This is a genomic window from Candidatus Cloacimonadota bacterium, assembly GCA_019429305.1.
GTDB lineage: Bacteria > Cloacimonadota > Cloacimonadia > Cloacimonadales > JAJBBL01 > JAHYIR01.
The window spans coordinates 41,110-66,471 of record JAHYIR010000005.1; the positions used below are offsets into that span (position 1 = coordinate 41,110).

Here is a 25,362-nt window from a genome sequence, read left to right on the forward strand (position 1 = left end):
GCTGTCCAGAGTAGCAAAAATCGTAATTACTATTCCTTGGATTGGGGAATCAGTAATCCTCTTTTGAGAATAGTACTCAGTGTGAGTTTCCATTCTTCCCATACGGTTTCATCGTTAAAGTCTCTTTCGTTGATCATGGAAATCAACGGAGCAAGATAGATAGCACTATAGCCAATTGCCAGAAGGCATTCACGAACAGCTTCGATGGGCAGACTTACTACTTTGCCCCTGCGTACTGCCTCCAGATAAGCAATATGAAAATGCAGGTTAGCGCCCAGTGGACCCTGTTCAGAAACGTCACGTAGTGCCTTCCTGAGGTGAACTGCTCCATCGGCAATCTCGCGACGTAGTAAAGATGCCCATTGAGGGTTGTCATGCAATACGGTCATAAGGCGGATCGGTGAGTCTATCAACATTTCTTCAGGAGACTTTTCTTCGGGATTCGGACCGAAAATTACTGCCAGCATACACATTCCTTCGTACTTGAGAACAGATTCGTAAAGATGCTCTTTGGTGGAATAATGATAATGAATCATTACCTGTTTCACTCCCGCAGCATTTGCAATATCCCTTGTACTGGCTCTTAGATAACCATATTCTGCAAATAATCTGGTAGCTGCAATAAAAATTTTACCTTTTGGCGTGTTTGGGTCTGGAGGAGTGGGTATGGGACTTGTAAATGACTCTAATGGAATAAGGTTAGAAAAATTCTCCTGTTGCTCTTCTGGAGTAAAAGAAATATATTTGTTCATATCAGTCTTCATTGTATTAACTCCCTTTAATTTAATTTATGACTTAGTCTACTTATATTGTCAATCGAATTAGTCAAATGAAACTGTCTTTAGTATAATCTAATTGAGTATCAAGAATAAACAAATTATTTTTTTCCTAAGCTGGTGTTAGTTCATATCACCTTTCTACACGTTATTCCCTCCCTAAAAAACGAGTATCAATATTTCATAATAAAAAATATATTTTGCTTTTGCATCGAAAAGCATTACATTATCAGGTGACATTGTCAGTTGATATTGTCAGTTGATATTGTCGACTGAAATATTAGTGATTGAATAAGGAAGTTTCAATTAGGGATGGAATAGATTCCATCATAATGTAGTGATCTTTTTTACTGTACTCATCAAACAGTAAAGTACTTTTTTAAATGATTGAGAGACCGTTGCTTTGATGACGCAACACTCTTATGAACAAGAGTTTAAAAATGAACAGGAGGTTTATGATGAACTCACTATTACGTTTTACAGTTATTGCATTGATTCTTTTCGCTTTCAGTGCAGTAAATGCTCAGCAGGAATGGCAAGAAAGGGGTTTTGGCCTTGAAATTGGTGGTGCCTATGGCGACAACCACGGAGATGACGAAAGTTGGTCTCCCCGTATTAAAGCTAATTACCAGTTTAAGATCGCTGATCCTCTATCTACTCAAATTGGATTGAGTTATACTACTCTTCAAGGTGGTTCAGGTTACGACAAAACCAAGACACTTGCACTTGATGCCAGATTTCTTTATAGAGTGGTCAAATTGAAGCAGATGCTTCCGTTTATCTATCTTGGAGCGGGTGTAGCGAAAAACATGCATGTAAAAGATTCCGATTTTATGCCGATAATACCTATTGGTATCGGTGTACAAACACCACTTGGAGAACAGCTTGCGCTCCAGTTCAGCGGTGGTTATACTCTAGTGCTCTCTGATGCTCTGGATGATGTTGTACGCACCGACTCAGATCTCAATCGTTTCACAAATGGGAAACACGATGGTTTTTTTGAGCTCATGATAGGCTTGTCTTTTGGTAATCCTAAAAGAAGAGAACCTGTGAAACCTGTGGAAACAACTATTATTCCTCCCAAAACAGTAACTGAGCCTCCCAAACCAGTTGTTGTCGAAAAAGAAGTTGTCGAAAAAGAAGTTGTCCCTGAATTTACTAGGAGCGATGCAGAGCAGCTTATAGCGGATGCTGTTGAAGAAGCTTTGAGAGAACGGGGAAAACAGATTGTACTGCATGGTATTACTTTCGAATTCGACAAAGCGCAGATCAGACCGGAATCAAGACCTATATTGGAGATAGTACGTGAATCCATGGCAGCAAATCCGGAAATAACTGTAGTTATAACGGGTCATACTGACAGTGTTGGTAACGCAGAATATAACCGTCGTTTGTCGCTGGAACGGGCACAGGCAGTCAAAGACTGGCTTATTGAAAATAACATCAGCGCCTCCAGAATGAAAGTCATTGGCAAAGGCGATGCAGAACCTACTGCCACAAATGAAACTGCAGAAGGGCGCGCTCAAAACCGCCGTGTTGAATTCATGGTTGAATAATGTATAAAACAGTAATAAGTAGAAGGTTTAATGTTAGACTTCGTATTCTGGAAAACCTATTCTTTTACTGTGATTTAATCTCGGGTACAAACCGAATCTTATGTCAATGATTTTAAAAAATGTTAAGGAGTATATTATGTTATGGACTATAGCTGTCGTATTAGTGATTCTCTGGTTGCTCGGACTTGTCACTTCCTATACTGTAGGTGGGTTCGTTCACGTACTATTGGTGATTGCGATTATTGTTATCCTGATCAGGTTGATTACTGGGAAAAAACCACTCGCCTGATCGTCTGAGAAATATTATCTTCACAGATATTTTAACTGGTAAAGCGAAATTTTTTATTCTCTGGTAGCAATAAAGTTTTGTTACCAAAGCTTTACCGAAATAGAATTTTAACCAAAGGAGTTTATAATGAAAAAGATGTTATTTATGGTAGTTTTACTCGTTTCTTGTGGGGCTATCTTTGCGCAGAACCCTGTTGCCGAAGGCCAGACACAGTTCAATGCAGGTTTAGGCTTTTCTAACCGTAGTGTTCCCGTTTATATTGGTTTAGATTATGGGATACATAAAGATATCACATTAGGTGGTGAGTTATCTTTTATCTCATATCATGAAAGGTATCAACAAAATAAATATAACCATTCCGTCATCGGAATTTCCGGTAACGCTAATTATCACTTTAATCATATCTTGAATATACCATTGGACTGGGATTTTTATATTGGTCCCAACCTTGGCTTTTACATCTGGAATTCTCCCGATGATTATCCCGGATCACGTACTTCCGGTTTAGGGTTCGGTGCTCAGATTGGCGGGCGTTACTACTTTACCGATAAATTCGGGATCAATCTTGAATTCGGGGGTGGTAATGTTTTCTCCGGAGGCAAATTTGGTATTTCTTTGAAATTATAATCTTATCTGATAGGTAATCGAATAGCTCCTATTTTATTTGAGGGAGTTGATGAAGAGCAGAAGTATCTTGAGTGCAGAAGAATCGGAAATTTTTATAATAGATCTCTAATTCACCATGTGCCAGGAGCCTTCTGCTTTTCGCATTCTACTCGCGATGCACGCTGATCTTGGTGTGGACACGAACCTTCTGTTCAACCTTCTATTAGCCTAATAAAATCGACTTCGACTAGCTGGGCTTGGTTTGTATCTACGATCCCGCTGTGGCACTTGAAAAATACCGTTCCGATCTTCAGGATCAGCATCAAGCTTTGCTAGTTTGTTATCCTAAAGCCGTCTTCGTCAGGATCAATAGACAGCCCTTCCCACCCCGAAAAGAGGCATCTCATCACTGACATGAGTAAAGCCAACATAATTTTGATTTATAAACTTGAATTGGTGTTGAGACCTCTCCATTTCGCTTCGCTTCAGTCGAGATGACAATATTTAGTTGCTATACAAAAAAGGGCAGATAGCATTATTTTTTAGAAATGACTTGACACATGAAATAGCATAATGAATTTTTTCGTCGTGCATTTTCCCGTAGAAGTAGAATTTTTTCGAACAGATCGAAAAGAATAAAGTAGTGGAAGTGTTATGAAAGTTTATACTGTAACTAAAAGACAGTGGACGGAGTTTTTAAGTGAATTTTTGTTAGACTACCAAGTGTACGCTCCCATCAAGAAAGAGAATTCGGTCGACTTCGAAGAGTTAATACCCCGTAAGATCGATTCAATCTATTATGACGGCAATACCCCAATAACTCCCCTGAAAGCTTTTTTGTTTCCTGTAAAGGAGAATGTGGTCAACTTGAAAAAGCCCCAACCGAAAATTGTTATTGGTGTTCCTAACTGTGATCTGGCAGCTTTGAATCTACTCGATAATATCTATCTGGGAGAAGAGTTCTTGGATCCAACTTACAAGGATAATCGTGAAAACACGATAATTTTTGGGAAGGATTGCTATCAGTACAAAGATAGTTGCCATTGCACCGCTTATGATCTGAAACCTTATCCGGAAAAGAACTCTGATGTATCTATGTCTATAATGGATGATAAGTTCTATCTTTCACCGATGAGTAAAAAGGGTGAACAGTTTCTGGAAAAGTATAAGATCAACAAAAGCGAAGAGTCCGAAGAGTTGCCGGAAAAGATTATTGAGAAAAGAGATGAGATGGTAAAAGGACTTCAGGAGCTAAACAAAAATCTTCCCAATCAATCGGAGAGTCGACTTGGTATAGAAAAAGAGAACGTTGAACTCTGGAAACATCATGCATCAACTTGTGTATCTTGTGGAGCTTGTTCCTTTATCTGTCCAACTTGTCATTGTTTTCTCTTAGTTGATAAGGAGAACTTTGAGAAGGTTAAAAACTGGGATGTTTGTCAATTTCCCTCTTTTGCTAAGGTGGCTGCCGGCGAAGATCCCTTAAAGAAGCTCTATGACCGGCTGAAGTATCGCTATCTTTGTAAATTTATTTACAAACCGGATATGTTCAAGGCAATTGCCTGTACCGGTTGTGGCAGATGTATCGATACATGCATTGGTAAGATCAACAAAAATGATGTAATCAAAGAAGCCTGTAAGCAAGGATAAAAATATGCAGGATAAAAACATATACAAACCGATAAAAGCTAAACTGATCGAAGTGATCGATGAGTCTCCGATGATCAAGACTTTCGTACTGGTTCCTGAAGAGGAGTTTTTCTTTAAAACAGGTCAGTTTATTGAAGCAACAGTAGATGGGGTAGGTGAAGCACCCTTCACTCCATCTTCCTCACCATTAGTAACAACTCAGTTAGATCTGACCGTGATGAAAGCCGGTTATGTTACCGAAAAGATGCATGAGATGAAACCGGGTGACTATATGGGTATCCGAGGACCTTACGGGAGAGGATATCCAGTCGAAGAATATTATGACAAGGAAGTGCTGATACTTGGTGGAGGTTGCGGTTTTGCTCCTATCAGGTCACTACTCTATAGTCTGAAAGCGGTATCGGATAAGTTGAGGAAAGTGACTTTTTGCTATGGTTCCAAAACACCGGTAGATTGTATCTACAAGCCCTATATAACAGAACTTCGTGAAACACCTAAATTCGAAGTTTATCGCTCGGTAGATAAAGGTGATGAGAGCTGGACAGAGAAGGTCGGTGTCGTAACAGTATTGCTTGATGATGTAAAGGTAGATATTCCGAATTCAGTAGCAGTAGTCTGCGGGCCACCAATAATGATGAAGTTCGGAACCAAGAGACTTTTGGAGATGGGATATCCTGAAGATAAGATCTATCTATCAATGGAAAAGAACATGTCATGTGGAGTTGGTAAATGCGGACACTGTGCCATGGGTGACTACTTTGTCTGCAAAGACGGACCTGTCTTTACCTATAACGAAATCAAAAATCATCCTCATATCTGGATGTAAGAGAAGTCTATGAGTAAGAAGATACTGATTGATTTAGCCAAGTTTCGCGAAAATGCAACTAATGGAGAATACAACTACGGAGAATGTACTTATGATTTTCATCCGAATAATATTGGGATGAAAGATATTGTTGAACAAGCAATGATGAGATTGACTTGCCGACGTTGTGAAGAAGCACCCTGCGTTAATGTATGCCCTGCAGAAGCGTTGGAGAAAGATGAGGAAGGATATCTTAAAAGATTTACCAATCTCTGTATCGGGTGTCAGTCGTGTGTAGCTGCCTGTCCTTTTGGCACATTATCAAATAGAATTATTACAGATAAGAAATCGATTTGTGATTTATGTGATTTTAATGAGGAGTCAAAACCACTTAAATGTATGCAGACAGCTCCGGAGGGGGCGATCACTTTCACTGAAGCTGAGGCAAATGAAGCTGAAGGGATTTTTCAATTAAATGATAAAGTACTGGTGAAAGAGATCAGGTGGGAAGATTTAAAGCAAAATGAATGAAATAGGTGTTAGGTTCTAGGTTATTGTTGGTTAACACTTCACACCTAACCCCTAAAACCTAATATCTATTTGGAGAAATATATGGGAATTGAGATATTTTACTTTCTGATCTTTCCGGGATTGCTCTTTTCCGGAATTATAGGCGGATTAATCAGTTGGGTAGATAGAAAGATTACTGCCAGAGTGCAATTTCGGCAAGGTCCTCCAATGTTACAGCCATTTTACGACTTTGTTAAACTATTGGTAAAGGAAACCCTAATTCCTGCCAGAGGATCAATTACTACCTTTATTTTAGCCCCAGTGTTTGCCCTATTTGGAGCTACTATTTCAGCCGTTTTTATTCTGTTGCCTATCTTAGGGATTGATCATGGTTTTGCCGGTGATATCATTGTCATAGTTTATCTGCTGAATATTCCCTCGTTGTCCTATATTATGGGTGCTCTGGCTTCCGGTAACCCTTTAGCAGCCGTTGGTGCATCCCGTGAAATGAAACTTATCTTGAGTTATGAAATACCGTTCCTGCTGGTTCTGATCTCGATCATCATCAAAGCAGGAATGACGATAAGTTTATCAGAGATCGTAGCAGTACAAATGACATCGGGAGCTTTCATAGGTAGTATCTCAGGTATAATAGGTTTTATAACTGTTTTGATGTGTATTCAGGCAAAACTCGGTTTAGTTCCCTTTGATATGGCGGAAGGTGAGGGGGAGATCTGCGACGGGATAGCTATTGAATTTTCCGGATCGATATTAGCACTGATCAAGCTGACGAAGTATATAATGTTCTTTATACTGCCTGCTTTGGTAGCCGGTATTTATTTCGCAGGGCTACCTTTAACTGGTATCAATATCTTATGGTCAATATTGAAAATTTTTGCAGTAGTTTTATTAATTACATTAATTCGCAACACTAATCCGCGAGTTCGTATAGAACAGGCAATGCGATTTTTCTGGATATGGATGAATTTGCTGGCGATAATAAGTATCATATTAGCAGTCTTTGGATTATAAATGAACACTAAAATTCAACCACTAATGAACACAGATAACTACACTAATGATCACGAATCAAAAGAAATGGACTCGAATAAAATTCAGGATTTGCTGTTTGGTCAGGAGTGTTATCAGATCATTGGTGCTTGTTATACTGTTCATAACGAGCTAGGGAATGGGTTTTTAGAACCGGTTTATCAAGAAGCTTTATCAATTGAAATGGCAAACAACAAAATCCCATTCGAAAGAGAAAAACATATAAGTATTCATTATAAAGGATATATTTTGGATAAGAAATACATAGCTGATTTTGTTTGCTACGATAAAATTATCTTAGAATTGAAGTCTGTTGATGATCTAATAGACGAACACGCATCTCAAGTCTTTAATTACTTGAAAGCAAGTAAAATGCGGTTAGGGTTATTAATCAATTTCGGTAAGACAAAACTACAGTATAAAAGGGTAATCCTATGAATAGTTTTTATGTCGAAGTTAGGGTCTTTATTAGTGTTGATTCGTGGTTAACCTTTCGTGTACATTCGTGGATATCTTTATAGGAGAGGAAATTGGGTCTTAAAGAGTTAAGTTTTAAGAAATCATTATGGGTATTCCATTTAAGTGTCGGGTCGTGTAACAATTGTGATATTGAAATTCTCGATCTATTGACACCGAGATATGATGTTGAGAGATTTGGTATGAAACTGGTTGGGAGCATCAGGCATGCTGATGTTCTATTGGTTACCGGTATAGTAACCAATAAAACAAAACCACGGTTACTGGAAGTTTATGAGCAGGCACCCAAACCGATAGTCGTTATTGCTATCGGGGCTTGTCCCTGTACAGGTGGGATTTTTGCCTCAGGGTATAATTTTGCCGGTCCTTTGGATAAGGTTATTCCTGTAGATGCTTATATTCCGGGTTGTCCACCCAAGCCGGAGGCAATGTTAGCCGGTATCGTGAAGTTTCTAAACAAGACTAAAGCAGAAAAGGACAAATCTTCAGCATAAGTCATTAGTTTGATAGATTAATAATATAAATACGGAGAAACAATGAACATCGAGCAGTATATAACAGACTTACAAGGTAAGTTTCCGGAGATTTCTAAGATAGAGATTGTAAATGAAAAACGACTAATGGTTCATATTCCCAGAAAGCTATTACAAGAGATAACTGCCTATTGGTTCAATGAACTGCAATATCGTTATATCATAGTAACGGCAATGGATTCTAAAGAGGGTTATGAGATCATATATCACTATTCTGATGATAAGTCCGGCTGGATAATGAATCTTAATGTCTTATTACCCCATGATCAACCTGAAATCGAATCAATGACACCTGTAGTTTATGGGATAGAGTGGATAGAACGAGAGATAATGGATATTTTAGGAATAAAATTCCTTAACCATCCCAAACCGGAACGTTTCCTATTTCCGGAAAATTGGCCTGAAGGGGAGTATCCCTATCGCAGAAAGTACAGACAGGAGGATAGATAAATGGGCAAAAAGACAATAGTACCGATTGGACCATATCATCCACTACTGGAAGAACCGGAATTTTTTAAGCTTTATTGCGATGGAGAGGTTGTAGTCGATATGGAATGGGAAACTGGTTATAACCATCGCGGAATAGAAAAGATATGTGAAAACAAAACCTTTGAACAGGTTTTTTATGTTGTAGAGAGGATCTGTGGGATTTGTTCCACCTCACACCCTTTTGCCTATGCAAATGCTGTTGAGAGTATTCCCGGTGTCGAAGTTCCTGTTCGTGCCAAGTTAATTCGCTCTATAGTTGGTGAATTAGAGAGAGTACATAGCCATCTATTATGGGTTGGTCTGGCAGGACATTTTCTTGGTTATAATACTGTCTTTATGTGGGCATGGAAGTATCGCGAACCTATCTTAGATATGTTCGAGATCATCACTGGTAACAGGAACAGTTACGCTATGTTTACTATCGGTGGTGTGCGAAGAGATATCAATGAAGAACAGGCAACTCAACTGCTTAAAGTATTAGATGATGTAAAGATCAAGACTGATTTACTTGTAGGTACTGTCATGGATGACCCGGTTATTCATGCCCGGTTAAAAGGGGTAGGGACTCTAACAGCCCAAGATATTCATGATTTTGGAGCAGTAGGTCCTACCGCCAGAGCTTCTGGTGTAGATATTGACGTAAGAAGAGATGACCCCTATGCCGCTTATGATATGGTAAAATGGAAGGTTGTTACTGCACAGGCAGGAGATGTTTTTGCCAAAGCAGAAGTCCGCTTATTGGAAATGTATGAATCAATAGCAATAATTCAGCAATGTTTGGAATTGTTGAAAAAAGAGCCGGTGGGAGAGATCAAAGCAAAAGTAAAAGAGATACCACCTGGATTAGGAATTGGTCATGCAGAAGCACCACGAGGCGAAGTATTTCATTTTGTTAAATCCGACGGCAGTAATAGCCCGGTACGTCATAAGATCAGAGCTCCCAGTTATAACTGTATTACTACCTTTAGAAAATCGTGTATAGGTGGTACTATATCAGATGCGGCTATCTGCACAGCTGCAGTTGACCCCTGTTATTGCTGCACAGAGAGAATGACTCAGGTTTATGACTATCGTAGTGGGAAAAGGGTTATGAATGCTGCTGATTTGATTAAACTATCCCAGCAAAAAACGGAAGAGATCAGAAAAGCAATGAGAAAGAAATAGTGGAAAGGTGAAAAGGTGTAAAGGTGATAAGGCAAGAGAAGAATCAATGATATTAGTCCCTTGTCACTATATCACCCTTCCACCATTCCACAACAGTTAATGAGGAATATATGATTGATTTTCGATTATTGATTATGATGCCGATGGTTATCGGAGTAGTGCTATTCATATTGCCGGAATCTTTGAAAACGGTTAAAGGTCTTATCACATTAGCAGTTTCGGCAGTTACCCTGTATTTATCATTGGTATTATTCAGGGTTATACCCGGGGATGTTACACTGCTGGTTAGAATGCCCTGTACTTTCTTACCATCCTTAGAAAAGCTGCTGCTATTGCGTGTAGATGGTTTAAGTAAACTGATTGTATTATTCATTGGTTTTTTCGGGTTTCTCTATACTATTTATTCTCTTGCTTATATTACAAAGGGCAAACGCATCCTCAGTTATTACTCCTATTTTCTGATAACACTTGGTGCCTCTTTTGGTGTAGCATTGGCTGATAATTTGTTAGTCTTTGTAACATTATGGGGACTGTTAGGATTAACTCTCTATAAATTGATCAAAGGTCACGATGATGAGAACTCTTCTACTGCTAAGAAGACCTTGATACTCATAGGAGCATCAGATTCGATATTAATCATGGGAATAGGGATGCTCTTTCTTGCTTCCGGCAGTTTCAGCATGTCAGCTATTAATCTGACAACCAATCATCCCTTTATTAATATTGCCTTCCTAACTCTTCTCATAGCCAGTTTTACTAAAGCAGGAGTCTTTCCTTTTCATACATGGGTTCCCGATTATGCTAAAGATGCTCCGGCATCCAGTTCCGCTTTTCTACCTGCTTCTTTAGACAAATTATTAGGAATATACTTCTTGGCCCGTATATGTATGAATATCTTTTCATTAACAACTTGGGCTACTTTGCTATTATTGATAATTGGAACTGTGACTATTATAACAGCTGTTATGATGGCACTAATTCAACATAATTACAAAAGATTACTTGGCTATCATGCTGTTTCACAGGTCGGCTATATGGTGACAGGTATTGCTCTCGGCACACCATTGGGATTAGCAGCCGGACTGTTTCATATGGTTAATAATGCAATCTATAAAGGTGGTTTGTTCCTGACTGCAGGAAGTGTCGAAAAGAGTACAGGGAGAGAAGAACTTGATCAGTTAGGGGGATTGAGTAAATTGATGCCTCTAACTTTTATCAGTGCCCTGATCTTTGCTCTATCGATCTCCGGTATTCCTCCCTTAAATGGATTCTACTCTAAATGGATGATCTATACCGGGATAATCGATTTTGGTGCAATGAACCAAGCTGGGATCGCCAGTCAGCTCTGGATGGTTTGGTTGATCTTAACTCTTGTTGGCTCTTCTTTGACTCTGGCAAGCTTTGTGAAATTTATTTCCGGTATTTACTTGGGTCGCAGAAATGAATCATTAGGTGCTGTTAAAGAGGTTAACATTCTCATGTGGCTTCCACAGATATTTTTAGCGTTAATATGTGTAGTGTTTGGTATTTTTGCTGCCCGTTGGATCGTTCCATCTTTATTCGGCTTTACTAATGTGGGTTTAATGGGTACAGAGATTAGCGAACAATGGCTTGCACCGGCAGTATCAATTCTCATTCTGATCTCAATTATAATTGGGTTTATAATCTATTGGATGGGAACACTTAAAACCAGACGTACTTCGGATAGTTTTGTTGGTGGAGAAAAATTACAGGAAGAATTGAACTATTCACCCTTAGAGTTCTATAAAACCATTGGGACTTTCAAATTCTTCAACTTCATTTATCAAAAAGCAACTAAAAAGTGGTTTGATATATATCATATAGGTAAAGGCTTTGTTTTAGGTTGCAGTAAAGTCTTCAGTTGGTGCCATACTGGAGTATTATCCACTTATCTGATGTGGATTATCTTTGGTGTGGCAATTTTAATGATCATCCTCATTTTGTAAGGATAACGGTATTATGGAAATATATCTAATAATTATGCTCGTTTTAATGATCTTAGGGTCTATTTATTCGCTGCATGCCAAGGATCTTTTGTCGGCAGTAGTATCATACGGGATCGTCGGCTTTGCCTTGGTCATCTCTTTTCTGATGCTATATGCTCCCGATTTGGCAATTGTTCAGGTTGTGGTGGAAATCATTACTCTGATCATCATGATTGCTGTCATTACTAATGCAACTCATGAAGAGCAGAAGCGGGAATACAATTTCAGCAATATCTTCTATTTTGGAACTATATTGCTATTCGTAGTAGTATTCTTCATAGTGTTAGCAAGAATAATGGGAGTATTGGGTTACTTTGGTCAGGATGTAATGAGGATGGCGAATATGTATATAGATGCAGCTCATGAAGCAGGTAGCGCTAATATAGTAACCGGAATACTCTTTCATTTCAGGGCTTATGATACTCTCGGAGAGGCAACAGTGCTCTTCACAGCAGTTATTGGAGTATTAACGATCTTAAGGCACTACGGTAAGAAAAAGGAAGTTAAATGATGGAAAACAATATTTCTACTCAACAAAAACCGCAAGGAATGACTTTAGTCGTTAAAAAGATCTGCCAATTCATAGCACCAACGATTTTCCTCTTTGGTATCTATGTTACTATTCACGGACATCTTTCTCCGGGTGGTGGATTTACAGGCGGAGTAATAATGGCAAGTGCTTTCATTTTTCAGATACTGTCTGACGGCAGCATATTAGATAAATTGAGAGCAGAGAAATGGCGTTTAGAGCTGACAGAGAGTTTAGCAATATTTACTTTCCTTATGTTGGCTGTCTTGGGATTACTAATAGCCACAGCTTCGGTCTTTTTTGCTAATTTTTTACCTGTCGGGAAGTTAGGTGATCTGATCAGTGGTGGAATTATTCCTATTGGTAATGTCATAATTGGTATTGAAGTTTGTGCTGCCATCACTTCTATTTTTGTTGCTTTGCTAATTTTCAAGGATGAGGAGTCATTATGATACTCTTTGTTTTATGTTTTATCCTATTTATGATTGGTTTGTATGGAGTAATAACTCAAAGAAATTTGATCAAGATCATTATAGGTCTGGCGATAATGGAGTATAGTGTTATTCTGTTTCTCGTTTTGATTGGATATATAGATGGTCAGACAGTACCGATCATATCAGAGGGATTTGAAAGTGGTTTTGTTGATCCGCTACCACAAGCGATGGTGTTAACTGCAATTGTTATAGGATTAGCGACCAAAGCATTAATGCTCTCTGTTGCTATCCGCTTGTATAAGAAATACGGAACATTTGATATTCGAAAAATGAAAGATCTGAAAGGATAAGAATATGAACTCATTGATTCCTTTATATATAATCATTCCACTCGGCTCTGCCTTCCTTACTGTTATTTTTGGCAGATGGTTACAATGCCTGGGTAAATATCTAGTCAACCTCTCTCTGCTTTTCCTTACCGGACTGACACTTCACTTGATTCTTTACGGACCACAGACAATGACCTATAGAGTCGGTGGTTTTGCAGATGTGGCTACTGTACCGATCGCTATCTTTTTGGTAATGGACGGCTTTACAAAGATAATGTTACTGATCATCTCTCTGGTAGGGTTATTAGTTGCTTTTTATTCTACGAGTTATACGAAACAATATACCGGTGAAGAGAAGTTCTATACTCTATTCAGTTTGATGTTAGCCGGCATGTTTGGCGTTGTAATAGCCGGAGACATTTTTAATCTCTACGTCTTTCTGGAAATAGCTTCTATTTCATCCTATGCGTTAGTGGCATTTGGTATTGAGAAACATCAGTTGGAAGCAACGTTCAAGTATCAGGTGTTAGGAGGAGTATCTTCTCTGATCATCTTGACCGGTATCGGATTTTTATATTGGGCTACCGGAACCCTTAATTTAGCCGATATAGCAAATCAGCTGACCAAAATTGAAGGGAATACATTGAGTTTATTTGTGTCAGTTCTTCTGTTAAGCGGTTTTGGGTTAAAAGCAGCTATGGTTCCTTTCCACTCCTGGTTACCAGATGCACACTCATCAGCACCTTCTCCAATATCAGCTATGTTATCAGGTGTTCTGATCAAAGCTATCGGTATATATGTAATAATTCGACTCTTCTTCAATATATTCCAGCTTAACTATGAAATAGCGATGACAATAACCGTTCTGGGTACTTTATCGATGATTATAGGTGCTCTTTTAGCTGTTGGACAATGGGACTTTAAACGGTTATTAGCGTATTCCAGTATTAGCCAAGTAGGATATGTCATATTAGGTATCGGTATAGGTTTATTAGTCTTAACCACTGGAGGAAAGCTCAGTATAGCAGTTCTAGCTATTACCGGCGGTTTATTTCATCTACTCAATCACTCAGTCTTCAAAGCTTTACTATTTCTTAATGCCGGCTCTGTAGAATACAGGACAGGAACAAGAGATTTAAGGAAATTAGGTGGTCTGTCCGAAAAGATGCCTGTAACTTCAGGCAGTTCTTTTGTCGCCTCAATGTCTATCTCCGGAATACCACCCTTCAATGGGTTTTTTAGCAAAGTTATAATTATAATTGCTGCTATTCAAGCGGGATACTATTGGTTAGCCTTTCTTGCTGTCATTATTAGCATCATTACTTTAGCATATTTTACCAAGGTTTTGAAATATGTCTTTTCGAAAGAGCTTCATCCCCAACATGAGAGTGTTAAGGAAGTACCTTTCAACATGTCTTTATCGATGATAATATTTGCTATTCTCTGTTTAGTATTGAGTTTGCTGATTGTTCCGGGGGTCAGAGAGGTATTCTTGGACCCTGCAGTCAATGCTCTGATAGAAACAGCTCACTATTCAACTAAAGTTATAGGAATATAATTATGAAATATATCACTTTATTCGTCAGTATGTTTTTATTGTGGTTGTTACTAACGTTCAATTTGCATGTACATAACATATTGATCGGTTTAGTTGCCGCTTTAATAGTCACCTTGTTGTTTGGACATCGGTTTCTTGAAGATTGGCAGAGATTTTACAATCCTTTGCGCTACCTTTGGGGTATCGTTTATCTGATTGTCTTCATTTGGGAGTGTATCAAAGCCAATTTTGATGTCGCTTACCGGGTATTGAGTCCCAAAATGCCTATCAAACCGGGTATTGTGAAAGTAAGAAGCAGTCTGAAAAGTGATATTGGTAAGACATTCTTAGCAAACTCAATTACAATGACTCCGGGAACAATTACAGTTGATGTGTTAGGTGACGATATGTATATTCATTGGATATATGTCAGCAGTCAGGATCCGGAGATCTATACAAAGAAGATAGTCGGCAGATTTGAAAAACTATTGAAAAAGGTGTTTGAATAATGATAGCAATATTCCTCTATATTCTCATTGGCTTGAGCTTTCTCTGCTTCATACGTGTGCTTTACGGTCCTACAATGGCAGACAGAATGGTTGCCATAGATATTTTCGGTACTATTGTTGCCGGTATCTGTGCACTTCTGGTAATTAAAACCGGTAGATTATTTCTTATCGATGTCGCCATTGCTTGGATTATATTAAGTTTCATCGGTACTATCGCGTTAGCGAAATACTTAACAAGGAAGAAGTTAGATGAATAGTATTAGTATCGCTTTACTCGTCATTGGTGTTACATTTGATCTTTTTGGGTGTATCGGACTCTTAAGATTACCCGACATATACAATCGTCTACAATCTGCTACGAAATGCGTAACCTTAGGAACTTGTAGTATAATGCTTGCCCTTTTCCTTCATTACGGTTTTACTGCTGTCGGGATCAAGGCACTGATAGCTATCCCATTGTTGTTTTTCGCTTCTACTGTAGGGGCACATGCTTTAATCAGAGGTTCCTATAAGTTCGGTATTAAATTAACGGATAAGACAGTGATAGATGATTATAAGGAAGTGGAAAAATGAAGTATCCCAAACTAAGAGAAGTAAAAGAAGCAATAATATCACTTTTTACGAAACCATATACGACTAAATACCCCGCAGGTGAGTTCAAGCCATTTGCCGGATTTCGGGGAAAACCCGTAGTTGATGAAGATAATTGTGTAGGTTGTGAGACCTGTGCTAATGTCTGTCCACCTAATGCCATTACCAATGAAGACGATAAGGAGACAGGGATCCGTACAATTACCCGAGATTACGGACAATGTGTCTTTTGCGGACAGTGTGAAGAACATTGTATTACCGGCAAGGGTGTCAAACTATCAGATGAGATCTATGATCTGGCATGTTTTGATAGAAATGATATAGTAGAAAAACAGGAAAGAGATCTGCTCATCTGTGATAACTGCGGAGCAATAATTACTACAAAAGACCATATGAGATTTATCCATGAAAAACTCGGTCCGTTAGCTTACTCCTCGATCATGAATCTCAATATACTTAATGAACGGCTCAAATTGGCAGGCACTGGTGACACGAGTGTCAAGATCAGAGATGAACTAAAACGTAAAGACTCCTTTAATGTGCTTTGTCCCAATTGCAATCGTCAGGTTCAGGTTAAGAATCTTAAATAACAGTTATTCTTCTTTATTTATAGATGTGAAAGGGTAGTATGATGATTACCCTTTCTAAAACAAGATCCTATAAACATCATTATACTAAGTTTGATTTATCTTCCCTATGAATAACAAGTTAAAAGAAATTCTTGCCCCCTTATTCAATGATGTATCTCAAAACATTCTCTTCGTAGGTGTAGGTAATCGTTTAAAGAGTGACGATGCTATCGGGATTTATATCTGTGAGAAACTTCAAACAACAGAAAGAAAGCAGGTTTTGATAGTCGAGAGCGGGATTGAGAAATATGTAGGAAAGATCAATACTTTAGCACCCGATGTTCTTGTTATGGTAGATTGCACCGACTTCAATAAAGAACCGGGTTATGTAAATCTCTTCTCGGTAAATGAAATACAGGACAATTCACTTCATACACATACTATTTCACTCGGAAGAATATCGGAATTTTTCGAGATGCAAACCTATATATTAGGAATACAGCCTCTGTTTGTCGGTTTCGGGGAAGAGATATCCACTATCGTTTTACAAAAAGCGGATGAATTGATCGCCTTTATCAACGAAAATATATAGATGACCGGGAGTTTATATTTAGTTTGTATTTTTATCTGTATCTATTGTTTTTTAGATCTGTGTTCATCAGTGGATTATCCTTATGTTACGAATCGAAATTAACGGTATAGTACAGGGTGTCGGTTTCCGACCCTTTGTTTATAATCTGGCTAAGCAGTTTGATCTCAAGGGATTTGTTCTAAATTCCAGTCAGGGTGTCACGATTGAAGTTGAAGGTTTAGATACTGTTCTTCAAAGTTTCATAGATGACTTACAAGGGAAAAAACCGCCTGCAGCCCGGATAGATAGATTCATTGTAAAAGAGTTTCCTGAACAGGGTTTTAAAACCTTTGAGATCCGTAAGAGTCTATCCAATGAAGGTCTGACATTTATTTCACCGGATCTAGCAGTTTGTAATGATTGCATTGATGAGTTGAAAGACCCGCAAGATCAAAGATTCAATTATGCATTCATCAATTGCACTAACTGTGGACCACGCTATTCAATAATAGAGAAAACACCCTATGACAGACCGGTTACTTCAATGAAGGTATTTGAGATGTGTGACTACTGTCGCGGTCAATATGAAGATCCCACGAATAGGAGATTTCACGCCCAACCAATTGCTTGCCCTGTATGCGGACCGCAACTCAGGTTTTTGGACAGTACGCTGCGAGAAGTATCCGGGGATCCGATAGAGAATTGCTTAAAAGCTCTTCACGAGGGTAAAATATTAGGCATCAAGGGGATAGGTGGATTCCATATTGCCTGTGATGCGACCAATAATGCAGCTGTTAATGAGTTGAGAAGACGAAAGAACAGACCACATAAACCATTTGCTGTGATGTGTGAAGTTGTTAGAGTCAGAGAAATAGCCGATTGTCCGGAATCACAACTGGAATTGATGAAATCACCGGCTGCACCAATACTCTTACTGCCAAAATTGTCCGAAAGTCCTATCGCTCAATCAGTAGCTCCCTTAAATCCCTATTTAGGTATTTTCTTACCTTATGCACCTCATCACTATCAATTGTTCCATAATAAATCATTTTTGCCAGATCCTATTAAATTACCATTCCTTGTGATGACCTCCGGGAATATCAATGATGAACCGATTGCCATCACAGAAGAGGGTTTAACCGGCTTATGTGATTTTTATCTGACTCACAACCGACCCATCCTAAATCGTAATGATGACTCGATTATCTCACCCTTAATTTCAACTTCACAAATAAAATTTACATCAATTTTCATCCGTCGATCAAGAGGGTATATACCTACTCCGCTACTATTACCATTTAAAACAGTTCCTACTTTTGGAGCTGGAGCAGAGCTAAAGATCGCTTTTGCTCTCACTGATCAAGACTCACTCTACCATTCTCCTTACATTGGTAATAATAACAGCATAGCAACTCAGGAATTCTATCAAGAAACATATATTAAATATCTGGATTGGTTTAAGATCAAACCGGAACTCGTTGCTTGTGATCTGCATCCTGATTATATGACGACCAGATTCGCCGAGAAGATCTCTCTGCCATTGGTGAAAGTGCAACATCATCATGCTCATATAGCTGCAGTTATGGGAGAGTTTCTACTCGATGAACCGGTGATCGGGATTTCTTATGATGGTACTGGTTACGGAACAGATGGAGCTATCTGGGGAGGAGAAATATTTATTGCCGATTATAAAGATTTTACACGAAGATATCATTTGAATTATATGCCTTTGCCGGGAGGTGATGCAACGATCACTCATCCCGTTCGTATTGCCTATGCCTATTTGAAACATGCCGGAGTCGAGGTGCCAGAACTGCAGGAGATCTCAGAATTTGAAAAGAGTATTATCGATAAGCAGATAGAGAATCAATTCAATCTCTTTCAAACCTCCAGTATGGGTCGTCTCTTTGATTGTATCGCTGCTATGCTTGGTCTGTTCCCACAAATAACTTTTGAAGCTCAATCGGCAATGGCTCTGGAATATCTTTGTGGAAAAGCTTCTTTAGATGAAGTCAATCCTTATGATTATCAGATCAATGAAAGCGAAATTGACATTATTCCACTGATCAAGAATGTTAGAGAAGATGTATTACAGGGAGCAGATAAACGGATCATAGCACTTCGGTTTCACAAGACAATAGTAGATTTTTCACTTGCTGTAGTAAATAATCTGTCACATTCTGCCGGACTCAGAAAAGTCATCTTATCCGGCGGTGTGATGCAGAATATGGTTCTTCTGAAAGGGCTGATCAATGAGTTAACAAGAAATAACTTTACAGTTTATTACTCTTCACAGCTTCCTTCTAATGATGGGGCAGTCTCTGTCGGACAGGCACTGATTGCCAATCGTACAATAATAAAAGGATAAGTAAAATGTGTTTAGCAATCCCGGGTAGATTAATAAAGAATTTGGATGGTAACAAAGGTATCGTTGATTTAGGTGGCGTAAGTAAAGAGATATCTCTCGCTTTTATTCCCAATGCCATTGAAGGAGATTGGATTATTATTCACACCGGGTTCGGTTTAGAAATAATGTCTGAGAAGGATGCCTTTGAAATGATCAATATTCTGCAAGAGGCATATAAATAGAGGTTAGGACAAGGTTGAGGTTAAGGTTGACTTTGAAGAGAATAACTATCATTTTTACCAGCTATCGATTCTCAATGATCTATTGTTAATTTTAGATTAGATAAAGAACTATGGATTTACAAAAGTATCGACAACCGGATTTGATCAATCATGTCATAGATGATATTAAAAAACATACGGCTTCAGTGAAATTCATGGAAGTTTGCGGTACCCATACTATGGCAATTGGCAAATGGGGCATTCGCAAATTACTTCCCAAGAAGATTAAACTGATATCAGGACCAGGTTGTCCTGTCTGTGTAACCCCTTCATCAGTAATAGATGAACTTTCCAAGTTAAAGAAGGTTACTATAGCGACCTTTGGTGATCTGTTAAGAGTTCCCGGTTCATCAGGTACTTTAGAAAAAGCACGAGCTTTAGGTCTAAGAGTGGAAGTGGTTTATTCACCTATGGAAGCCCTGGAACTGGCTAAGCAAGTTGAAACGATATTTGTCGGAATTGGTTTTGAAACAACGATACCGGGTATAGCCCATACCATTAAAATAGCCAAACAGCAAAATGTATCTAATTTCTCTGTTCTACCAGCATGCAAACTTGTTCCACCGGCATTAGAAGCCCTTATCGCCGGTGAAGAAACAAAAATCGATGGCTTTTTATTACCGGGACATGTTAGTGTCATTATCGGCTCAGCAGCATATAACTTTATTCCTCAAAAATATGGAATTGGAGGTGTTGTAACAGGATTTGAGCCACTCGATATCATTGTTGGTATTAAGAAACTCTTAGAGAATTTGGATCAACCGCAGATAATCAACGAATATGAAAGAGTAGTAACGAAAGATGGTAATAAAAATGCCCAAGCTGTTATGTTTGAGGTATTTGCAGTTCAGGATGCTCTCTGGAGGGGTTTGGGATGGATACCAAATTCCGGTCTTTCTATTAGAGAGGAGTATGCCCAATTCGATGCTCTCAAAAAATACGGATTGAGGATTACTGACATACCAGAGAATCCTCAATGCCGCTGTGGTGATGTATTACAGGGGAAGATCATTCCCCCCTCTTGTACACTATTCGATAAAGTGTGTAATCCTCAAAATCCGGTCGGTCCCTGTATGGTCTCTTCTGAAGGGAGTTGTGCCGCCTATTACAAATATGAAAGATAAAGTAATTACTCTTGGACATGGCAGTGGTGCAGGTTTAACAAGGCAATTGATCCATGATGTCTTTGACAGTCAGTTTCACTTACCGGCACTCGATGATGCAGTTCATATCAACGATAGAATCGTCACTACTACAGATGCCTATGTTGTGCAACCGCTCTTTTTCCCCGGGGGTGATATTGGGAAACTCTCCGTAACCGGTACCCTTAACGATCTCAGTATGAGTGGCAGTAAACCTGCCTTTTTATTAGCGAGTTTTATTATTGAAGAGGGTTTTCTAATAGAAGATTTACGGAAGATCGTTGCCTCTATGCAAAAAGCAGCTGCTGAAGCAGGAGTAAAAATAATAGGCGGTGACACCAAAGTTGTAGAAAAAAATAAGTGTGACGGTATATTTATTACTACTTCAGGTGTAGGTTTTATCGAACCGGAAATAGACTTATCAGCGAAAAATATTAGGGAAGGTGACAAAATTCTGGTTAATGGTACCTTGGGAGACCATACAATAGCTATCATTAATGCACGACAGAAGTTAGGATTAGAACCTCCCCCTAAAAGTGATTGTGCAGATCTTTATGAAATAGTGCAAATTCTCTTAAGATCAGGTAAACTAAGATTTACCAGAGATGCCACAAGGGGTGGTGTAGCTACTATTCTCAACGAAATATACGAAGAGACCGGTTTGGGGATCATAATAGAAGAGAGCAAAGTTCCTGTTAAAGATTCGACATCAGCTGTTTGTGGGCTATTAGGATTGGATCCGCTCTATATGGCAAATGAAGGGAAACTATTAGCATTCATAAACGATGCTGATGACAAGTTAATTCATCAATTACAGGAGCATCATTTAGGCGAAGAAGCGTCAATAATTGGTGAAGTCACCTTAGCGGTAAAGGGAGTATATCTGAGGACAGCTATCGGAAGTTTGCGCCCGCTTTTGATGTTGACATCAGACCCCTTACCGAGAATCTGTTAATGATTGCATGTTATATTGACAATAAATGATAATAGAAAAGTTAGAGGTCGAAGATGCACGAAGGTGTCATAGTAAAATCACTCTTTGAGATAGCTGCTAAGAGTCGAGAAGAATCGGGGTTAAATGAAGTACAAACAGTAAAAGTAATTGTGGGAAAATTTCATCAGATAGTCAGAGAAGTGATGGATATGTATTTCGAACTTATGAAAAAGGATTATGCAGGTTTTTCAAATGCTCTTCTGGTAATAGAAGAGCGCGAACTTAAGATCCGCTGCAAGAGCTGTAATGCAGTGATTTTGTTAAAAGAAGCCAATTTTTCCTGTTCTGAGTGTGGTTCTATTAAAACTGAAGTAGTAGAAGGCAATGAGCTGTATATTGAATCTCTTATCGGAGTGGACAAAGATAAAAATTGTTGAGGAGTTTGTAATGAATACCAAAGAAATCAAAGTGATGCAAAAGATCCTAAATATTAACGACAGGATCGCTGACGATTTAAGAAGCGAAATGCAACAGAAGAGAATTCTCTATGTAAATTTAATGAGTTCTCCCGGTTCAGGGAAAACTACTTTGATTGAAAAGATGGCAGAGAGATTTTCTAAAAATATCTTTGCTATTGAAGGTGACATCCAAACAACTTTGGACTCGGAACGTTTAGCAAAAGCCGCTATACAAGTCTATCAAATTAATACAGGACCATTTGGAGGTGACTGTCATTTAGAAGCAGGTTGGATTCGTTCTGCTCTGGAAGAAATTGATCTTTCCAACATTGATTATCTCTTTGTAGAAAACATTGGAAATTTGGTTTGTCCGGCTGAGTTTGATATCGGTGCACATATCAATGCTGTAGTAATAAGTGTCACGGAAGGTGAAGACAAACCGTTAAAATACCCATTAGCTTTCCGCAATTCACAGCTCTGTATCATTTCTAAAATCGATTTACTACCCTATCTTGATTTTGAAATTGCTAAACTCAAAGAAAACATAAGAAACATTAATCCCCAGATGGAGATCATAGAACTCTCGGCTAAATCAGGTCAGGGCTTAGAAAGATGGTTCAAGTTTTTAAAGAAGAGAAAGTATTAGTAAAACAGTTTAAACAAAAGGAATTGAGCACAGAGCTAAAAAAAGAATGGTAAAGCTTTTTTCGTCATTTCATCATTACCTTTTTAACGAGTTACTCATACCCAATATTTCTCTGATCATTCTTTAGTGAGCATACGAGTCGGTTACCGCCGACTCGTGTGCTCACTAAAGGTAAACCATAAGAAAAAATCTAAAAAAACTTTAAGATTATACGTTGTAATAACTTTCAGCAGAAATAGTTTGACACATCTTTTTATGATTTCTAAATTTGTTATTGATAGAGAATAAACAGGTGACTTAAAAACAGGATGATTTGTTGGAATAAGTATTATATAGTAATAGCAAGAAAATCGTTCTTTTCTGATGAAGTTAATTCAATGATGGACATAATTTCTAGCATAACAACTAAGAAGAGTTAAAATTTAAGCCAGTATATAAAACTAAATAAGAAGGAGATACTATGAACAGAGAATTAAAAGAGCTGTTTGACATCAGAAAAAATGTAATTCATGCTGTAAAGGGAGACACAACAATCAAAGATGCAGTAGATATTATGAATATCCACCACATTGGTGCTTTGATTGTTTTAGATGATCAAGAAAACGTGATCGGCATATTTAGTGAACGTGATGTAATGAAGAAACTTGCCAGTACTAATGATCTGGTTGGACATTTACCTGTTAAAGAAATAATGACTCCTAAAGAGAATTTAATCACAATCGATGGTGAAGAGACGATTGGAGAGATAATGGAGGTCATGACGGATAAGGGTGTTCGTCATCTTCCGATTATTGATAAAGAGGGGGTTTTACACGGTCTGATCTCAATGAGAGATATATTCAGGATGCTCTTAAGGGATGCCAGAAAAGATGTCAATGATCTAACAAATTATGTAACAGGGAAATATCCTGCCTAAGGGTTAATTACATCAAACATTAATACTAAAACAATAAAAAATAAAGATCGATCACACTTCTAATAAGTAATAAAGAGTACCTTTTTTCGGAAGAATAGAAACTTCTGATGGTATCATCTAATATCAACTCTCAAGGATAATCGGGTCTTGTTATAGCACGTGTAATGTATATAATAATTAGATTATTCCTACTAAAGAGATATATATCATTAAAACCTTATTGAATAAGCGGGAATAATACCATTATTAGAGGAAAGGAACATGTCGGACAGTTCTAATGATCGTAATCAGTTATTAGACCGTTACCGTCACATCATGAAACAGGAAGGGTTACATGACTTGATTACCGAGACGTTTCTCTTCTACTTTCATCAGGTAATGCTTGGCATTACCGGCAAAATGAGCAATAGTGAAATCGATCCTCCCGACAAATCCAATCTTGTTGACTATTCAGGATTAAAACAGACCAGTCGAGAAAATCTGGATAAATTGGTAATTATCAAACTGAACGGTGGCTTAGGGACCTCTATGGGTCTCAAAAGAGCAAAATCACTGCTCCCTGTTAAAGGAAAGATGAATTTTCTGGATGTTATAATTCGGCAGGTCTTATCTCTAAGAAATCGAACCGAAAAAGAAATTCCGCTTATATTCATGAACAGCTTTAACACAAATGAAGATACACTACAATACTTAGAAAAATATCCTGACTTGGGTCTCTTTAAAGTACCGCTAAGTTTCACACAAAATAAGTATCCACGGATTATCAGAGAAACAATGGAGCCGTATCAGCATCCTTTTGATGAGAACCAGAATTGGAATCCTCCCGGTCACGGAGATATCTACATGGCAATGGCTATTTCGGGAGTTTTGGATAAACTGCTGGAATCGGGAATAGAGTATGCTTTTATATCTAATTCAGATAATCTGGGTGCAGTAGTTGACGAAAAGATCTTAAACTATATTGTCGGTGAGAATGTACCCTTCTTAATGGAAGTTTGCTTACGTTCAGAGATTGATAAGAAAGGTGGACATTTAGCTCAAGATATCTCCAACCAATTGGTCTTGAGAGAGATAGCACAATGCCCGGAAGAGGAATTGGGAGAATTTCAGGATATTGAGCTTTATAAATTCTTTAATACGAATAATCTCTGGATCAATCTCATAGAATTAAAGAAGATTATGGTTGAAAACAAAAATCTCTTTATGTTACCTATTATTTTGAACACCAAAGATGTAGAAGGGACTTCCGTAATTCAAATTGAGACGGCAATGGGAGCTGCGATTAGCATGTTCTCCAGTTCTAAAGCACTCATAGTTCCAAGAGAAAGATTCGCTCCGGTAAAGAAGACTAATGATCTACTAACGATCTGGTCTGATGCCTATACATTAACAGATGATTTTCGTATCGTATTAAACGAAGAGTGCAAAGCAATACCATCTATTATACTCGATGAGGAATACTTTAAAACAATTGAACAGTTGGAAACAAGATTTCCTAACGGTGCACCGTCCTTAAAGAATTGTCAGAGGTTAGAGATTATTGGTGATTTTCATTTCGGTGAAGATGTAGCTATTGAGGGTATAGTCAAAATACAAACACAACAACCGGTCTATGTTTATGACATGGTAATAAAGAAAGATAAGTGTTTTTAACTGTA

Annotated in this window: 30 protein-coding genes; 29 read left to right on the plus strand and 1 reads right to left on the minus strand. The window is 38.2% G+C overall.

Features of this window, described 5'->3' with window-relative positions; genetic code table 11:
• Positions 1–29 precede the first annotated feature (29 nt).
• A complete protein-coding gene (locus K0B81_03770; GenBank protein ID MBW6515720.1) occupies positions 30–764 on the minus strand; it encodes a TetR/AcrR family transcriptional regulator in 735 nt (244 codons plus the stop codon).
• A 434-nt stretch (positions 765–1,198) separates the two neighbouring features.
• On the opposite strand from K0B81_03770, the gene K0B81_03775 reads away from it, so the two are divergent.
• The 29 genes from K0B81_03775 to K0B81_03915 all read left to right on the plus strand — a co-directional run bounded on the left by K0B81_03775 (position 1,199) and on the right by K0B81_03915 (position 25,357).
• Positions 1,199–2,332, plus strand: coding sequence for an OmpA family protein (locus K0B81_03775; GenBank protein MBW6515721.1), 1,134 nt, complete (start codon positions 1,199–1,201; stop codon positions 2,330–2,332).
• 136 nt (positions 2,333–2,468) lie between these two features.
• The gene (locus K0B81_03780; GenBank protein MBW6515722.1) at positions 2,469–2,621 is read left to right on the plus strand and encodes a lmo0937 family membrane protein; all 153 of its coding nucleotides are present in this window, start codon (positions 2,469–2,471) and stop codon (positions 2,619–2,621) included.
• Between the two features lie 126 nt (positions 2,622–2,747).
• Positions 2,748–3,248, plus strand: coding sequence for a porin family protein (locus K0B81_03785; protein ID MBW6515723.1), 501 nt, complete (start codon positions 2,748–2,750; stop codon positions 3,246–3,248).
• 633 nt (positions 3,249–3,881) lie between these two features.
• Entirely contained in the window at positions 3,882–4,877 is a 996-nt protein-coding gene (locus tag K0B81_03790) for a 4Fe-4S dicluster domain-containing protein (GenBank protein ID MBW6515724.1), read from the plus strand.
• 4 nt (positions 4,878–4,881) lie between these two features.
• Positions 4,882–5,703 (plus strand): FAD/NAD(P)-binding protein, encoded by an 822-nt coding sequence (locus K0B81_03795; protein MBW6515725.1) that lies wholly within the window; start codon positions 4,882–4,884, stop codon positions 5,701–5,703.
• A 9-nt stretch (positions 5,704–5,712) separates the two neighbouring features.
• Entirely contained in the window at positions 5,713–6,213 is a 501-nt protein-coding gene (locus K0B81_03800) for a 4Fe-4S binding protein (protein MBW6515726.1), read from the plus strand.
• A gap of 81 nt (positions 6,214–6,294) precedes the next feature.
• Complete coding sequence (locus K0B81_03805) at positions 6,295–7,224, plus strand: NADH-quinone oxidoreductase subunit H (protein ID MBW6515727.1); 930 nt, start codon at positions 6,295–6,297, stop codon at positions 7,222–7,224.
• A 66-nt stretch (positions 7,225–7,290) separates the two neighbouring features.
• A complete protein-coding gene (locus tag K0B81_03810) occupies positions 7,291–7,680 on the plus strand; it encodes a GxxExxY protein (protein MBW6515728.1) in 390 nt (129 codons plus the stop codon).
• Positions 7,681–7,772: 92 nt separating this feature from the next.
• Positions 7,773–8,213, plus strand: coding sequence for an NADH-quinone oxidoreductase subunit B family protein (locus K0B81_03815; GenBank protein ID MBW6515729.1), 441 nt, complete (start codon positions 7,773–7,775; stop codon positions 8,211–8,213).
• A 42-nt stretch (positions 8,214–8,255) separates the two neighbouring features.
• The gene (locus tag K0B81_03820) at positions 8,256–8,702 is read left to right on the plus strand and encodes an NADH-quinone oxidoreductase subunit C (protein MBW6515730.1); all 447 of its coding nucleotides are present in this window, start codon (positions 8,256–8,258) and stop codon (positions 8,700–8,702) included.
• Complete coding sequence (locus K0B81_03825) at positions 8,703–9,905, plus strand: nickel-dependent hydrogenase large subunit (GenBank protein MBW6515731.1); 1,203 nt, start codon at positions 8,703–8,705, stop codon at positions 9,903–9,905.
• A gap of 110 nt (positions 9,906–10,015) precedes the next feature.
• Positions 10,016–11,872 (plus strand): hypothetical protein, encoded by a 1,857-nt coding sequence (locus K0B81_03830; GenBank protein ID MBW6515732.1) that lies wholly within the window; start codon positions 10,016–10,018, stop codon positions 11,870–11,872.
• 13 nt (positions 11,873–11,885) lie between these two features.
• Positions 11,886–12,422 carry a DUF4040 domain-containing protein gene (locus K0B81_03835; protein ID MBW6515733.1) on the plus strand — a complete coding sequence of 179 codons (537 nt, stop codon included), beginning with the start codon at positions 11,886–11,888 and terminating at the stop codon, positions 12,420–12,422.
• Positions 12,419–12,892, plus strand: a complete 474-nt coding sequence (locus K0B81_03840; protein ID MBW6515734.1) for a hypothetical protein — start codon at positions 12,419–12,421, stop codon at positions 12,890–12,892. The genes K0B81_03835 and K0B81_03840 overlap by 4 nt, the downstream gene beginning before the upstream one ends.
• Positions 12,889–13,224, plus strand: a complete 336-nt coding sequence (locus K0B81_03845) for a cation:proton antiporter subunit C (GenBank protein MBW6515735.1) — start codon at positions 12,889–12,891, stop codon at positions 13,222–13,224. Before K0B81_03840 ends, K0B81_03845 begins: the two co-directional genes overlap by 4 nt.
• A 4-nt stretch (positions 13,225–13,228) precedes the next feature.
• Positions 13,229–14,761, plus strand: a complete 1,533-nt coding sequence (locus K0B81_03850; protein MBW6515736.1) for an NADH/ubiquinone/plastoquinone (complex I) — start codon at positions 13,229–13,231, stop codon at positions 14,759–14,761.
• Between the two features lie 2 nt (positions 14,762–14,763).
• Positions 14,764–15,249: a Na+/H+ antiporter subunit E gene (locus tag K0B81_03855; protein ID MBW6515737.1), complete on the plus strand. Its 486-nt coding sequence runs from the start codon at positions 14,764–14,766 to the stop codon at positions 15,247–15,249.
• Complete coding sequence (locus K0B81_03860) at positions 15,249–15,506, plus strand: cation:proton antiporter (GenBank protein MBW6515738.1); 258 nt, start codon at positions 15,249–15,251, stop codon at positions 15,504–15,506. The genes K0B81_03855 and K0B81_03860 overlap by 1 nt, the downstream gene beginning before the upstream one ends.
• Entirely contained in the window at positions 15,499–15,822 is a 324-nt protein-coding gene (mnhG, locus tag K0B81_03865) for a monovalent cation/H(+) antiporter subunit G (protein ID MBW6515739.1), read from the plus strand. The genes K0B81_03860 and mnhG overlap by 8 nt, the downstream gene beginning before the upstream one ends.
• Complete coding sequence (locus K0B81_03870; protein MBW6515740.1) at positions 15,819–16,430, plus strand: 4Fe-4S binding protein; 612 nt, start codon at positions 15,819–15,821, stop codon at positions 16,428–16,430. Before mnhG ends, K0B81_03870 begins: the two co-directional genes overlap by 4 nt.
• 106 nt (positions 16,431–16,536) lie before the next feature.
• Entirely contained in the window at positions 16,537–17,001 is a 465-nt protein-coding gene (locus K0B81_03875; GenBank protein ID MBW6515741.1) for a hydrogenase maturation protease, read from the plus strand.
• 82 nt (positions 17,002–17,083) lie between these two features.
• Positions 17,084–19,348, plus strand: coding sequence for a carbamoyltransferase HypF (hypF, locus tag K0B81_03880; GenBank protein MBW6515742.1), 2,265 nt, complete (start codon positions 17,084–17,086; stop codon positions 19,346–19,348).
• Positions 19,345–19,569, plus strand: coding sequence for a HypC/HybG/HupF family hydrogenase formation chaperone (locus K0B81_03885; protein MBW6515743.1), 225 nt, complete (start codon positions 19,345–19,347; stop codon positions 19,567–19,569). Before hypF ends, K0B81_03885 begins: the two co-directional genes overlap by 4 nt.
• A gap of 110 nt (positions 19,570–19,679) precedes the next feature.
• Entirely contained in the window at positions 19,680–20,732 is a 1,053-nt protein-coding gene (hypD, locus tag K0B81_03890; protein ID MBW6515744.1) for a hydrogenase formation protein HypD, read from the plus strand.
• On the plus strand, positions 20,722–21,705 hold the full coding sequence (gene hypE, locus K0B81_03895; protein ID MBW6515745.1) for a hydrogenase expression/formation protein HypE: 984 nt from the start codon (positions 20,722–20,724) through the stop codon (positions 21,703–21,705). Before hypD ends, hypE begins: the two co-directional genes overlap by 11 nt.
• 53 nt (positions 21,706–21,758) lie before the next feature.
• Positions 21,759–22,121 (plus strand): hydrogenase maturation nickel metallochaperone HypA, encoded by a 363-nt coding sequence (locus K0B81_03900; GenBank protein MBW6515746.1) that lies wholly within the window; start codon positions 21,759–21,761, stop codon positions 22,119–22,121.
• A 10-nt stretch (positions 22,122–22,131) separates the two neighbouring features.
• Entirely contained in the window at positions 22,132–22,788 is a 657-nt protein-coding gene (gene hypB, locus K0B81_03905; protein ID MBW6515747.1) for a hydrogenase nickel incorporation protein HypB, read from the plus strand.
• Positions 22,789–23,248: 460 nt separating this feature from the next.
• Positions 23,249–23,704: a CBS domain-containing protein gene (locus tag K0B81_03910; GenBank protein ID MBW6515748.1), complete on the plus strand. Its 456-nt coding sequence runs from the start codon at positions 23,249–23,251 to the stop codon at positions 23,702–23,704.
• Between the two features lie 261 nt (positions 23,705–23,965).
• Positions 23,966–25,357 carry a UTP--glucose-1-phosphate uridylyltransferase gene (locus K0B81_03915; protein ID MBW6515749.1) on the plus strand — a complete coding sequence of 464 codons (1,392 nt, stop codon included), beginning with the start codon at positions 23,966–23,968 and terminating at the stop codon, positions 25,355–25,357.
• Positions 25,358–25,362 lie beyond the last annotated feature (5 nt).